This is a genomic window from Mycobacterium sp. MFM001, assembly GCF_003402475.1.
GTDB lineage: Bacteria > Actinomycetota > Actinomycetes > Mycobacteriales > Mycobacteriaceae > Mycobacterium.
Map to the genome: position 1 here is coordinate 15,535 of NZ_BFAB01000015.1, position 11,891 is coordinate 27,425.

An 11,891-nucleotide genomic window follows, 5' to 3' on the forward strand; every position below is an offset into this window, starting at 1 on the left:
GATGGGTTACAGGGTGAAAGCCGACCTGGATCTCTGCCAGGGACACGCGATGTGCGAACTGGAAGCGCCCGACTACTTCCGGGTGCCCAAGCGCGGCCAGGTCGAAATCCTCGACGACCAGCCGCCCGACGAGGCCCGCAAAGAAATCGAGCAAGCCGTCTGGGCCTGCCCCACCCAGGCTCTGTCCATCGAAGAGAAAGAAGACTGACCATGGCGTCATTCCCGCGTGCAGAACTGGACGACTGGGTACAACGCTGGCTTCAGGCCAACAAGGACTGCGAGAAGGCTGGCGACTGGAAGCCGCTGGCCGACTTCTACGCCCCTGAGGCCACTTACGGCTGGAACATCGGGCCGAAGGAGGACGTGATGTGCGTCGGGATCGACGAGATCCGCGACATCGCACTCGGCTTGGAGATGGAGGGCCTACAGAACTGGCAGTACCCGTACCAGAAGGTCATCATCGACGACCGGCAAGGCGAAATCGTCGGCTTCTGGAAACAGGTGGTTGTCGACGGCGACGGCGGGCAACAGGAGATCTACGGCATCGGCGGCAGCTGGTTTCGGCTGACCGAGATAGACGGGGCCAAGCTCATCGAATGGCAGCGTGACTTCTTCGACTTCGGCCACGTCCAGACGCTGTACATGGACCTGATGAAGGCCGGCAAGCTGTCGGCGGGCATGCAGAAGCGAATCGAACGCAGCCTCGCCGGCGAGAAGCTACCTGGCTACTACCCGCTAGGTAAGGCCCCGGTTCCGCTGTGGTGACCCACGTCACTACGCTGTCGCACAGGTCCCCCACCAACTAGTTGAAAGCAGGTTCGCGGTGAAAACAAAGGGCGCGCTGCTCTGGGAGTTCAACCAGCCGTGGTCGATCGAGGAGATCGAGATCGGTGACCCGCGCAAGGACGAAGTCAAGATCCAGATGGAAGCGGCCGGGATGTGCCACTCCGACCATCACCTGGTCACCGGCGGCATCCCGATGGCGGGCTTCCCGGTGCTCGGCGGCCACGAGGGTGCGGGCATCGTCACGGAGGTCGGCCCCGGTGTCGAGGACATCGCGGTGGGCGATCATGTCGTGCTGTCGTTCATCCCGTCCTGCGGCAAATGTCAGACGTGTCAGGCGGGCATGCGTAACCTCTGCGACCTGGGGGCCGGGCTGCTCAACGGCGCTTCGGTGTCCGATGGCAGCTTCCGCATTCAGGCCCGCGGCCAAAACGTCTACCCGATGACCCTGTTGGGGACGTTCTCGCCGTACATGGTGGTGCACAAGAGTTCGGTGGTGAAGATCGACCCGTCCGTGCCGTTCGAGGTGGCAGCCCTGGTGGGATGCGGCGTCACCACCGGTTACGGTTCGGCCACCCGCACCGCCGACATCCGCCCCGGCGACGACGTGGCCATCGTCGGCATCGGCGGTGTCGGCATGGCCGCGCTGCAGGGAGCGGTCAACGCCGGCGCCCGCTACATCTTCGCGATCGACCCGGTGGAGTGGAAGCGTGACCAGGCGCTGAAATTCGGTGCCACGCACGTCTATCCGGACATCAACGCCGCGTTGGCCGGCATCATGGAGGTCACCTACGGCCTGATGGCCAAGAAGGTGATCGTCACCGTCGGCGAACTGCACGGCGCCGACGTCGAGAACTACATGATCATGACCGCCAAGGGCGGCACCTGCGTGCTGACCGCGATCGGCAGCCTGATCGACAACCAGGTCACGTTGAACCTCGCGATGCTCACCCTGATGCAAAAGAACCTGCAGGGCACCATCTTCGGTGGCGGCAACCCGCAGTTCGACATCCCGCAGCTGCTGTCGATGTACCAGGCGGGCAAGCTCAACCTCGACGACATGATCACCCGCCAGTACAAGCTGGAGCAGATCAACGACGGCTACCAGGACATGCTGGACGGCAAGAACATTCGTGGCGTCATCCGCTATACCGACGACGACCGGTAGCGATATGGCCGGCCCGCTGCGGGTGTTCCAGGTGGCGTCCGGGAACGTCGGGACCGAGATGATCAAGCGGATCGCCCGGCATCCGGACCTGGAACTGGTTGGCCTGCACTGCTATTCGCCGGAGAAGGTGGGCCGCGACGTCGGTGAGGTCGCCGGTGTCGAACCGCTGGAGGTGACGGCCACCGGCTCGGTCGACCAGATCATCGCCGCGCGGCCGGACTGCGTGACCTTCCACGGGGTGTGGCCGGACCTGGCGCTCTACGAACGAGTGCTAGAGGCCGGCATCAACGTCGTCACCACCGCAGACTGGGTGACCGGGCACCACCGCAACACCAACCACCGCCTGCCGGACGGCCGCACCGAATCCGAGGTACTGCAGGATGCCTGCCGGCGCGGGCGGTCCAGCTTCTACGGCACTGGGATGAATCCCGGTCTGGCGCAGATCCTTACGATCGTGCACAGCGCCGACGTGGCCGACATCGAGAATGTCACCTGCATCGAATCGGTCGACGTGTCGTGCCACCATTCCGCACCGACGTGGGCCAACTGCGGGTTCGGTCGCCCCGTCGACGACCCCGAGGTGCCGCGGCTGTTGGAGCTGGGCACCCGGGTATTCGAAGACGGCATACGGCTGATGGCCGACTCTCTCGACATCCCGCTCGACGAGGTCACGTTCCACTACGAGTTGGGTGCCTGCACCAAGGACGTGGACCTCGGCTGGTATCGGCTGCCGGCGGGATCAGTCGGCGGCGCGGCGTTCCAGTACATCGGCGCCCTCGACGGGGTGCCGCGGGTGGAGCTGCATCTGGAATGGCAGATGACGCCGCACACCAACCCGCACTGGGACATTCAGGGCTGCTACATCACCAAGATCCAGGGCGACCCCTGCATCTACAGCAAGCACCTGATTCTGCCCAAGCCGGGCACCGACTTCTCGTCGGTCGAGTCCTTCGCGGCGATCGGGATGACCGTCACCGGCATGCCCGCGCTCAACGCGATCCGGGCGGTTGTCGACGCGCCGCCCGGCATCCTCACCAGCGCCGACCTGCCGCTGCGCGCCTTCGCGGGTCGCTTCAGCCGGTGAGCGCCTTCCCAAACCTCTTGCAGCCCGGCCGCATCGGCGGCATGTCGGTGCGCAACCGGCTGGTGATGTCGCCGATGGAGACCATGTACGGCACTCCCGAAGGCCTGCCGTCGCAGCGCACCTGCGACTATTTCGCCGCCCGCGCGCAGGGTGGGGTCGGGCTGATCACGGTGGGCGCCACCGGTGTTGACCATCAACACCCCGAAACCCCCGGCGGGCTGCATCTCGGCATCGACGCCGCGGTCGACGCACACCGCAGGCTGGTCGAGGCAGTCCATGAACACGGCGCCAAGATCCAGCCGCAGATCGTGCACGCCGGACCCGACGGCCTGGGCCCGGAAATGCACGGCGTGATGTCGCTGGGCCCGTCGGTGATCCCGTCGTATCTGACCGGGCGGCCGTCAGCGGAGATCACTACCGAGCAGCTGACCGAGGTACTCGACCTGTTCAAGGCCGCGGTGCGACGGGCCGCCGAAGCCGGCTATGACGGCATCGAGCTTCACGCCGCGCACGGCTACATGCTGCTCGGCTCTTTCCTTGCCCCGCAACGCAACCGGCGCACCGACGACTATCGCGGCGACTCGGTGCGTGGCCGGCTTCGCATCGTGCTGGAGACACTGGCCGCGATTCGCACCGAGATCGGCGACGCGCTGCCGATCACGCTGCGGATCTCCGGCTACGAGCGCGTCGCCGGCGGGCGACCGATCTACGAAACCGCCCAGGTAGCACCGGAACTGGTGGCCGCCGGGGTGGATGCCTTCCATGTCAGCGGCGGGGTGATCGACCGGCTGGTCACCCAGATGGTCAACGGCGCCGACGACGGGGACGCGCTCAACGTGGGCGCCGCGGCCGCGGTCAAAGAAGTGGTCGACGTGCCGGTGATCGCCGTCGGCCGCATCCACAATCCGGCCCGGGCGGAACAGATCCTGGCCAACGGTCGGGCCGATTTCGTCGCGATGGGCCGCCCGCTGCTCGCCGACGCCGAGCTACCACGCAAACTGCAAACCGGCCAGGCCAACCGGATCCGCAAGTGCATCTCATGCGAAAACTGCATCGACGCAATGGAACAGCGTTTCTCCGTCGACTGCGCGGTCAACCCCCGCACCGGCAAGGAGCGCGAGCTGGCCCCGAGCCGCACCAAGCGCCCCAAGCGGGTGGTGGTGATCGGCGGCGGCCCGGCCGGCCTGGAAGCCGCCCGCGTCGCCTCCGAACGCGGGCACCGGGTGACGTTGTTCGAACGGCACGGCCAACTCGGCGGGGCGCTGCTCTGGGCGGCGGTGCTGCACCCGGAGAACGAACCGTTCCTGCGGTATCTGCGCGACGAGATCACCCGCAGCCACGCGAAAGTCGTGTTGAATCACGCTGTTTCGACCGAGGATGTCGTGGGCTTGTCGCCGGAGAGCGTCGTCGTGGCAACCGGCGGCAAAATCGCCGTCCCGAAGATACCCGGCGCGGAGCTTCCACATGTGCGGACCGGGCCGGCGCTGCGCGAGCTGTTTGCAGGGCGCAGGCAGCGGCTGGTCCAACCGACACTGATGCGTAAGGCCACCCGCGCATGGATGCCGGTCGGCCGGCGCGTCGCCGTCATCGGGGGCGACTTGGTGGCCCTCGAGCTGGCCGAGTTTCTGGCGGCCCGCGGCCGGTTGGTGTCAATCCTGGAGTCCGGCAAGGCGATTGCCCCCGAAGTGGGTCTCAAACGCCGGACCGAACACATGGATCGTCTCGACCGTCTCGGCGTGACGGTCCACGTGAGGGCCGCCGTCGAGCGGATCACCGACGACGCGGTGATGTTCACCCCCGCGAAAGGGGCCACGCGCCGCCTGCCGGCCGACACCGTCGTCGTCGCCGGCACCCCGCAGGCCGATACCACATTGTTCGAGGCACTGGTAACCGCCCTGCCCGACACCGAAATACACGCCGCCGGTGACTGCACCGGTCTGGGCCTGATCCGCAAAGCCACCGAAGACGGCGCCCGCGCCGCCTGCGCCATCTAACGAAAGGAACAGCAATGTCGCCAGAAGCCGTTCAGCAATCCCCCGCATTGGCCGCCTCACAGGCATCGTGGCGCTGCGTGCAGGCCCACGACCGGGAGGGCTGGCTGGCACTGATGGCCGACGACGTCGTGGTCGAGGACCCGATCGGCAAGGCCGTCACCAACCCCGACGGCACCGGGGTGCGGGGCAAGGACGGCGTCGCGGGGTTCTACGACACCAACATCGCCGCCAACCAGCTCACGATCACCTGCGAAGAGACCTTTCCGTCCAGCTCCCCCAACGAGATCGCGCATATCCTGGTGCTGGACAGCAAGTTCGACAACGGCATCACCAGCAGTGTGCGTGGCGTGTTCACCTACAAGGTCAACGACGCCGGCCTGATCACCAACATGCGCGGCTACTGGAACCTCGACATGATGACATTCGGCACCGCCGAGTGAGTCCGCTGCTGGCCGGCCGCGGCGCCGTGGTGGTCGGCGGCTCACGCGGAATCGGTGCCGCGGTGGCTGCATCTCTGGCACAGCACGGTGCCGCCGTGGTGGTCAACGGGAGGGACACCGAGGCGGCACATGACACCGCCACAGCCATCACCAACAACGGCGGCCGCGCAGTCGCGCACCCGGGTTCACCGGCCGATCACGCTGTCGCAGAAGCGTTGGTGCAGCGCTGCGTTGACGAATTCGGCGCCATCCACATTCTGGTGAACTGTGCGGGCATCGCCGAGCCGCCGGGGTCGTCGATCCTCGACATCACCCCGGCACAGTTCCGCGAACTGCTTGACGCGCACCTCGGCACGATGTTCGCCACCTGCCGAGCGGCCGCGCCGAAGATGGTCGCGCAGGGCGGCGGCAGCATCGTCAACACCGGTTCGTCGGCGTTCCTCGGCGACTACGGCGGCACCGGCTATCCGGCAGGCAAGGGCGGCGTGAACAGTCTCACGCTGGCGATCGCCGCGGAACTCAAACAACACTGGGTGCGGGCCAACGTGGTGTGCCCCGGCGCAAGGACACGGCTGTCCACCGGCCCGGACTACGAAGCCCACATCAAAGACTTGCACCGGCGGGGCCTGCTGGACGAGGCCAGCATGCACGGGTCGCTGGACGTCGCACCACCGGAGTACGTAGCGCCGCTGTATGCCTACTTGTCCAGCGACCTCGCCGCACAGGTAACCGGTGAAATCTTCGTCGCCGCAGGCGGTTTCGTGGGGCGATACCCGCGGCCCACGCCCGCCGTCATCGCGTACCGGGACCACCACGACTCGCCGCCATGGGCGGTGCTCGAGCTCGCCAAGCTGATGAGCTGATTCTCGTAGAGGACCCGGTTAGTCGGTCGGGACGAGCTCTGCGACATCGCGGTGAAGCTGCGCGAGCCCTTGATCGAAAGTTGCAAGGCGGCCATTGTGTGACCGGGCTAGATGTGCCAGGTAGGCATCCGTCACTTGGCGATGACCAAGGACGCCTACGAGCTCGACATCTGCGAATGAGATGCTGTCAGGCCAAAATTCGTGGCGCGGATCGAGCGCCATCCCTTCGATGATTTCCTTCGCGGTGTTCGCCGGTTCTCCATTCCTCACCAATAGCCGTACGAGGCTGCCCTGGGTTATCGGGCAGGTCGCAAACGGATTGGCGGTCGCAGACAACCACTTCTCGGCCGGCTCGTGGTGGACGTGATCGGACACGACGAGCGATATGAGAACGTTGGCATCGAGGAGAGTCGTCATTCCTCATCCTCCAAGGACCGGACATCCTCGGAAGTAACGACCATGCCTAGACTGACCACCGGCAAACCAGTACGCGGACTCTTGGACACGGTGGTGGTCTTGCCGTATCCCAATCCACGCCGCATCAGATCCGCGATCGTCTCGCTGAGGGTGCGGCGGGTATCGCGAGCGATGGCCTGGACTTGCTTGTGCAGGTCATCAGGCAAATCGACGGTAGTTCGCATCTTCTCACCTTATCATCACTGCACCTTGATGCAGGCCGGAGGTTGTCGGCAATATGCTGTGAGGCATGGCCACTGTCTTCACCAAGATCATCAACGGCGAAATCCCCGGTCGGTTCGTCTACGAGGACGACGAGATCGTGGCGTTCTTGACCATCGAGCCGATGACCCAGGGGCACACGCTGGTGGTGCCGCGCGCCGAGATCGACAACTGGCAAGACGTCGACCGCGAAACGTTCGGCCGGGTCATGGCGGTAGCGCAGCTGATCGGCAAGGCGGTCTGCCGGGCCTTCAACACCACGCGGTCCGGCGTCATCATCGCCGGCCTCGAGGTGCCGCATCTGCACGTGCATGTCTTCCCCACCCGCAGCCTCAGCGATTTCGGCTTCGCCAACGTCGACCGCAATCCGTCGCCCGAATCGCTCGACGAGGCGCAGGCCAAGATCAAAGCCGCACTGGCCGAGCTGACCTGATCAGCTGCCTTCCCGAAATTGCTCGGGAAAGCTGGCGTGGGCGGATTTCGCCCACTCGTCCATCGTCTCGATGTTGACGCCGAAGGTGGACTTGTACGAGGCGGCCAGGAGAAACAGCGCGATCGCGTACACCGCTGCCATCGTCCATGCCAGCCATTGCCAATCCCGGTAGACGACGATGGGCACCACCAGACTCGCCACCGTCAAAGCCAACACGATTATCAGGATCCCGCCGTAGGTGATCATGCTCGCGGCAGCCATCCCAAACCGTCGTTCTTTCAACAAGATTGGGATCTCGTTGACCAGCCGCCCGCTCGTGTGCCCGATCCAGAGCCGGGTCGGGTTTTTGATGCTGGGGATCTGATCCAAGAGCCGCTGCTCGAGGATGAAGATGGCCTGATTGTGCGCCCACACTCGACTGTTCAGCTGCGAGTGCCACGCGATCACCAGCAATGCAGGTATCGGAATCACCGGAATCAAGTAGTGCGGGATGGTATCCGGCCTCGTCGCCCAGGCCGCACCGATCACCGTGGCGTACGCCACCAGCACGCTCACCAAGGTCAGTGCGTGGCCGAGAATGTTCTGCACGTCGGTTCGCTCGGCCGCATACAACGCGGCGAGCGCGGCCGTGGAGTCACGGCTGCGGGCCGAACCGTCTTCGTCGTTCGCCATGACCATGGCGTGACTGTATCTCCGCGAACCGGCTCAATCGCCCGGCTCAGCCGACATGAGCAGGCACGTCGGCCACCCGCGGCAGGCTGACCCGGAAGCGGCAGCCCTCGCCGGGCGCGGTGGTCACCGAGACCGTGCCGCCGTGCGCGTGCACTAGCGAGTCGACGATCGACAGCCCCAACCCGGTTCCCCCGCTGGTCCGCGCCCGCGACGAGTCGGTGCGGTAGAACCGTTCGAAGACGCGCGCCGCATCCTCTTTACTCATGCCCGGACCCTTGTCGGCAACCTCGAGCACGGCGTTGTCGCCGTCGGTGCCGACCCGCACGGTGATGTCGGCGCTTTCCGGGGTGTGCTGCAGCGCGTTGGCCATCAGGTTGCTCAGCACCTGGCGCAGCCGGGCCTCGTCGCCGAGCACCTCCGGCGTGCCGGGGCCGTCGAGCACGTCCATCGCGATGGTGCGCCCCGGAGCGATCGCCTGCGCGTCGTGCACGGCGTCGCTCGCCAGCGCCAACAGGTCGACCCGGTGCTGCTCCAAAGGTCGTTGCGCGTCGAGGCGGGCCAGCAGCAGCAAGTCGTCGACCAGCAGGCCGATCCGGCGCGATTCGCTCTCAATCCGCGACATCAGCATCTCGACGTCACGGGCAGCGCCTTGGCGGTACAGCTCGGCGAAGCCGCGGATCGTGGTGAGCGGTGTACGCAGCTCGTGGCTGGCGTCGGTGATGAACCGCCGCATCCGTTCCTCCGAGGTGCGTGCCTGCTCCGCCGAGGACTCCGACGACGCCACCGCTTGCTGCAGTCGCGCCAGCATTCCGTTGAGCGCCAACGAAAGTCGGCCCACCTCCGTGCGCGGATCGCGTTCCGGGATGCGGCGATCCAGTTGCCCGCCCGCGATGGCCGCGGCGATCTGTTCCACTTCGATCAAAGGCCGCAGGCTTCGATGCACCACCGCATAGCCGGCGACACCGATCACCAGTAGCACCGCCGCGCCGATGCCGACCTGCAACCACACCAGCGACCGGACCGTGTGCTGGATGTCGGACAGGTCGTAGGCGACGGTGATTTCCCGACCCAGCGGGCCCGGCACCGACACCGCCCGCCACTGCACACCGGAGCTGTCGACGGAACCGACCGTGGTGGGTTCGGGACCGACGTCGTTGTTCTCCGGCAGTGCGGGTTCGGCGTTGCGGTCATTGACGACGGTCCAGGTGCGCCCGTCACGTCCGATGCTGCGCACATAGAAGTTGGTGGGCGGACGGTCGGCGTTGGGCCTCTCGTTGGGGTAGGACGACATCCGCCGCGGCGCCTGCGCCCAGCCGCGCGAGGCGTCTTCCAGGTTCTGGTCTACCCGATTGATCAGGCTGTGCCGCAGGATCGACGTGACGGCGACGCCCGAGGTTGCCAGCCCGCACGCCACCAGCACAAGCGTGGCCGCGACGAGGCTCACCCGCAGCGGCAGGGCTCCCCGACGGTGTCTAGCCATCGGTCATCGCGGCTCTCGCAGCACGTATCCCACTCCGCGCAGCGTGTGCAGCAGTCGCTTTTCCCCGGTGTCGATCTTGCGACGCAGGTAGGACACATAGGACTCGACGACGTTGACGTCGCCGCCGAAGTCGTACCGCCACACGTGGTCGAGGATCTTCGGCTTGCTCAGCACCGTGCCGGCGTTGATCACGAAATAGCGCAGCAAGGTGAACTCGGTCGGCGACAGCGACACCGGCTCGCCGGCCTTCCACACCTCGTGGGTGTCCTCGTCGAGTTCGATGTCGGCGAACGTCAGCCGGGAGTTGCGGTGCTCGGTGACGCCCTTGCCGGCGCGGCGCAAGATGACCCGCAGCCGCGCGACCACCTCTTCGAGGCTGAACGGTTTGGTCACGTAGTCGTCGCCGCCCAGCGTGAGCCCGGCGATCTTGTCCTGCAGCGAGTCGCGGGCGGTCAGGAACAACGCGGGTGCGTCGATGCCGTCGGCGCGCAGCCGGCGCAACACCCCGAAGCCGTCCATCCCGGGCATCATCACGTCGAGGATCACCGCGTCGGGCTTGACCTCTCGCGCCAGGTCCAAGGCGGCCGGACCGTTGGTCGCGGTAAAGACCTCGAAGCCCTGGAATTTGAGGCTGACCGAGAGCAGCTCGACGATGTTGTCCTCGTCGTCGACGACGAGGATCCGCGCCTCGGGGGTGTTTCCGTCTGTGGTTGCCGATGCCATGTGCTCATTCCCTCGCACTTGGTTGAACGTTACCTCCAGAGCGCCTGTGGAGTTCCTGTGAATCCAATACCGGCCGTGTCCGGTCTTACCTGCGTTAACCGCACGACCGAATGCCTAGACTCGAAGAATGAACCTCGGCAAGAGCCTGGTGACCATCGCGACCGCACCCGTGCGGGTCGGGCTTGCGGCGGCCGACGCGGGCCTGGGTGTGGCGACGGCGGCCCTCGGCGTGGCGCACCGAACGCTCGGCGAAGCGGGCGCGCAAACCGGGCCGAACGCCGTCGCGCACATGTTCGGCATCGACGACGCGATCACTCGCGCCAACCGACTGGCCAGGCTCTTGGACGACGACGCCCCGCTCGGGCGTGCGCTGGCCACCGACGGTCCGGTGGATCGGTTGCTGCGACCTGGCGGGATCGTCGACCTGCTGACGGCGCCCGGCGGGCTGCTCGACAGGCTGACCGAGGAGGGCGGCGGCCTCGAGCGCGCGTTGAAGCCCGGCGGGCTGGTGGACCAGCTGGTCGCCGACGACGGGCTGATCGAGAGGGTGCTCGCCGAGGACGGGCTGGCCGACCGGCTGCTGGCCGAGGGCGGCCTGATCGACAAACTGACGGCGCGGCACGGGCCGCTCGAGCAGCTCACCGACGTCGCCGACACCCTGGCCCGGCTGACACCGGGGATGGAGGCGCTGGAGCCGGCCATCGCCACCCTGCAGGACGCGGTCGTCGCCCTGACCATGGTGGTCAACCCGCTGAGCAACATCGCCGAACGCATCCCGATGCGCCGTCGCACACCACGCCGTTATCCGCCTCAGCAGATACGTTCCGAGCGCATCGTCGAGGGCGACGAATAATCAATACGACTGGCCCGCGGCGTATCGCTGTCGCCGGTAGTAGCGACCCCTGCCGCGATTCCTCGCCTTGTACGTCGGCAGCTGGCTGTCAGCGCCGACAGAAATTGGAGCCGCGTGAGAGACTCGAACTCTCGACATCCGCTTTACAAGAGCGACGCTCTACCAACTGAGCTAACGCGGCCAGGGTCGGCTCAATGAGCCAGGACGATTCTACGACGGGGCCCGCAGGCCTCAGCCGGGTCAGCCCGTGGTGTGCACGATCAGCACGTCAACCTTGGCCTTGCTGGCGACGCTGCCGGGGATCGAGAACACGCGCCCGATGATCGCGGATCGGGCGTCGAGTCCCACATTGCCGACTACCAGCAGATCGGCGTTAGCCGCCCCGGCAGCGTCAACCAGTGCTTCTACAGCGGCACCCTGAATCGGCCGCTCTTCGATGTTCGTCGCCCCGGCCGCCTTGGCCCGGTCGCGGGCGTCGCGCAGGATCGAATAGATCGGGGCGTTGCCGCGCACCTTGTAGGCCTCGTCGCCGAGGATGTCGGCGGCGCGCTTGTCGTCCTCGTGGGGCAGGTACCCGGTCGCAATGATCAGCTTCGCGTTCGACTCGGCGGCAATCCGGGCCGCACGCTCGACCGCCCGCAGCGACGACTGCGAGCCGTCCGTACCGACCACCACGGTCTGATAGGCAGTCATGCGCCCTCCCCGCCCTGTTGGCTAGTC

Annotated in this window: 15 protein-coding genes, 1 tRNA gene and 1 pseudogene; 9 read left to right on the plus strand and 8 right to left on the minus strand. The window is 66.4% G+C overall.

Annotated elements, in window-relative coordinates; genetic code table 11:
- Position 1 precedes the first annotated feature (1 nt).
- From MFM001_RS20775 to MFM001_RS20805, 7 genes are read left to right on the plus strand one after another with little or no spacing between them, the layout of a single operon-like run.
- On the plus strand, positions 2-208 hold the full coding sequence (locus tag MFM001_RS20775; protein WP_116377163.1) for a ferredoxin: 207 nt from the start codon (positions 2-4) through the stop codon (positions 206-208).
- Between the two features lie 2 nt (positions 209-210).
- Positions 211-765 carry a nuclear transport factor 2 family protein gene (locus MFM001_RS20780; RefSeq protein WP_116377164.1) on the plus strand — a complete coding sequence of 185 codons (555 nt, stop codon included), beginning with the start codon at positions 211-213 and terminating at the stop codon, positions 763-765.
- A 58-nt stretch (positions 766-823) separates the two neighbouring features.
- Entirely contained in the window at positions 824-1,951 is a 1,128-nt protein-coding gene (locus MFM001_RS20785) for an NDMA-dependent alcohol dehydrogenase (RefSeq protein ID WP_116377165.1), read from the plus strand.
- A gap of 4 nt (positions 1,952-1,955) precedes the next feature.
- Complete coding sequence (locus MFM001_RS20790; protein ID WP_116377166.1) at positions 1,956-3,035, plus strand: dihydrodipicolinate reductase; 1,080 nt, start codon at positions 1,956-1,958, stop codon at positions 3,033-3,035.
- Positions 3,032-5,029 carry an FAD-dependent oxidoreductase gene (locus MFM001_RS20795; protein WP_116377167.1) on the plus strand — a complete coding sequence of 666 codons (1,998 nt, stop codon included), beginning with the start codon at positions 3,032-3,034 and terminating at the stop codon, positions 5,027-5,029. Before MFM001_RS20790 ends, MFM001_RS20795 begins: the two co-directional genes overlap by 4 nt.
- A 14-nt stretch (positions 5,030-5,043) precedes the next feature.
- Positions 5,044-5,469 (plus strand): ketosteroid isomerase family protein, encoded by a 426-nt coding sequence (locus MFM001_RS20800; protein WP_116377168.1) that lies wholly within the window; start codon positions 5,044-5,046, stop codon positions 5,467-5,469.
- Positions 5,466-6,332 (plus strand): SDR family NAD(P)-dependent oxidoreductase, encoded by an 867-nt coding sequence (locus tag MFM001_RS20805; RefSeq protein WP_238159316.1) that lies wholly within the window; start codon positions 5,466-5,468, stop codon positions 6,330-6,332. Before MFM001_RS20800 ends, MFM001_RS20805 begins: the two co-directional genes overlap by 4 nt.
- An 18-nt stretch (positions 6,333-6,350) precedes the next feature.
- Here the strand turns inward: MFM001_RS20805 and MFM001_RS20810 are convergent, their stop codons facing one another.
- Both MFM001_RS20810 and MFM001_RS20815 read right to left on the minus strand, forming a co-directional pair.
- On the minus strand, positions 6,351-6,749 hold the full coding sequence (locus tag MFM001_RS20810) for a TA system VapC family ribonuclease toxin (protein ID WP_116377169.1): 399 nt from the start codon (positions 6,747-6,749) through the stop codon (positions 6,351-6,353).
- Positions 6,746-6,973 carry an antitoxin gene (locus tag MFM001_RS20815; RefSeq protein ID WP_116377170.1) on the minus strand — a complete coding sequence of 76 codons (228 nt, stop codon included), beginning with the start codon at positions 6,971-6,973 and terminating at the stop codon, positions 6,746-6,748. The genes MFM001_RS20810 and MFM001_RS20815 overlap by 4 nt, the downstream gene beginning before the upstream one ends.
- Before the next feature lie 65 nt (positions 6,974-7,038).
- On the opposite strand from MFM001_RS20815, the gene MFM001_RS20820 reads away from it, so the two are divergent.
- The gene (locus tag MFM001_RS20820) at positions 7,039-7,443 is read left to right on the plus strand and encodes an HIT family protein (RefSeq protein ID WP_116377171.1); all 405 of its coding nucleotides are present in this window, start codon (positions 7,039-7,041) and stop codon (positions 7,441-7,443) included.
- On the opposite strand, the gene MFM001_RS20825 is transcribed toward MFM001_RS20820, so the two are convergent.
- Genes MFM001_RS20825 through MFM001_RS20835 form a run of 3 tightly spaced genes read right to left on the minus strand, consistent with a single transcriptional unit; the run spans position 7,444 to position 10,318 of the window.
- Positions 7,444-8,121 carry a hypothetical protein gene (locus MFM001_RS20825; protein WP_116377172.1) on the minus strand — a complete coding sequence of 226 codons (678 nt, stop codon included), beginning with the start codon at positions 8,119-8,121 and terminating at the stop codon, positions 7,444-7,446.
- A 40-nt stretch (positions 8,122-8,161) separates the two neighbouring features.
- Positions 8,162-9,595: a cell wall metabolism sensor histidine kinase WalK gene (locus MFM001_RS20830; protein ID WP_116377173.1), complete on the minus strand. Its 1,434-nt coding sequence runs from the start codon at positions 9,593-9,595 to the stop codon at positions 8,162-8,164.
- Between the two features lie 3 nt (positions 9,596-9,598).
- Positions 9,599-10,318, minus strand: a complete 720-nt coding sequence (locus tag MFM001_RS20835) for a response regulator transcription factor (RefSeq protein WP_045384777.1) — start codon at positions 10,316-10,318, stop codon at positions 9,599-9,601.
- A gap of 127 nt (positions 10,319-10,445) precedes the next feature.
- Between MFM001_RS20835 and MFM001_RS20840 the strand changes: the two genes are divergently transcribed.
- On the plus strand, positions 10,446-11,171 hold the full coding sequence (locus MFM001_RS20840; RefSeq protein ID WP_116377174.1) for a hypothetical protein: 726 nt from the start codon (positions 10,446-10,448) through the stop codon (positions 11,169-11,171).
- On the opposite strand, the pseudogene MFM001_RS24970 reads toward MFM001_RS20840, so the two are convergent.
- The 3 genes and pseudogenes from MFM001_RS24970 to MFM001_RS20855 form a co-directional block, all read right to left on the minus strand.
- A pseudogene (locus tag MFM001_RS24970) lies at positions 11,172-11,276 on the minus strand (HNH endonuclease); the annotation flags it as partial.
- A tRNA-Thr gene (locus tag MFM001_RS20850) sits at positions 11,277-11,352 on the minus strand. It abuts the pseudogene before it with no gap.
- A 59-nt stretch (positions 11,353-11,411) separates the two neighbouring features.
- Positions 11,412-11,864 (minus strand): universal stress protein, encoded by a 453-nt coding sequence (locus tag MFM001_RS20855; RefSeq protein WP_116377175.1) that lies wholly within the window; start codon positions 11,862-11,864, stop codon positions 11,412-11,414.
- Positions 11,865-11,891 lie beyond the last annotated feature (27 nt).

Bases quoted from the DNA above. Each gene is read 5' to 3' on its own strand.
- MFM001_RS20775 (WP_116377163.1), top strand. From the start codon at position 2: ATGGGTTACAGGGTGAAAGCCGACCTGGATCTCTGCCAGGGACACGCG.
- MFM001_RS20780 (WP_116377164.1), top strand. From the start codon at position 211: ATGGCGTCATTCCCGCGTGCAGAACTGGACGACTGGGTACAACGCTGG.
- MFM001_RS20790 (WP_116377166.1), top strand. From the start codon at position 1,956: ATGGCCGGCCCGCTGCGGGTGTTCCAGGTGGCGTCCGGGAACGTCGGG.
- MFM001_RS20800 (WP_116377168.1), top strand. From the start codon at position 5,044: ATGTCGCCAGAAGCCGTTCAGCAATCCCCCGCATTGGCCGCCTCACAG.
- MFM001_RS20810 (WP_116377169.1), bottom strand. From the start codon at position 6,749: ATGACGACTCTCCTCGATGCCAACGTTCTCATATCGCTCGTCGTGTCC.
- MFM001_RS20815 (WP_116377170.1), bottom strand. From the start codon at position 6,973: ATGCGAACTACCGTCGATTTGCCTGATGACCTGCACAAGCAAGTCCAG.
- MFM001_RS20820 (WP_116377171.1), top strand. From the start codon at position 7,039: ATGGCCACTGTCTTCACCAAGATCATCAACGGCGAAATCCCCGGTCGG.
- MFM001_RS20825 (WP_116377172.1), bottom strand. From the start codon at position 8,121: ATGGTCATGGCGAACGACGAAGACGGTTCGGCCCGCAGCCGTGACTCC.
- MFM001_RS20830 (WP_116377173.1), bottom strand. From the start codon at position 9,595: ATGGCTAGACACCGTCGGGGAGCCCTGCCGCTGCGGGTGAGCCTCGTC.
- MFM001_RS20835 (WP_045384777.1), bottom strand. From the start codon at position 10,318: ATGGCATCGGCAACCACAGACGGAAACACCCCCGAGGCGCGGATCCTC.
- MFM001_RS20840 (WP_116377174.1), top strand. From the start codon at position 10,446: ATGAACCTCGGCAAGAGCCTGGTGACCATCGCGACCGCACCCGTGCGG.
- MFM001_RS20855 (WP_116377175.1), bottom strand. From the start codon at position 11,864: ATGACTGCCTATCAGACCGTGGTGGTCGGTACGGACGGCTCGCAGTCG.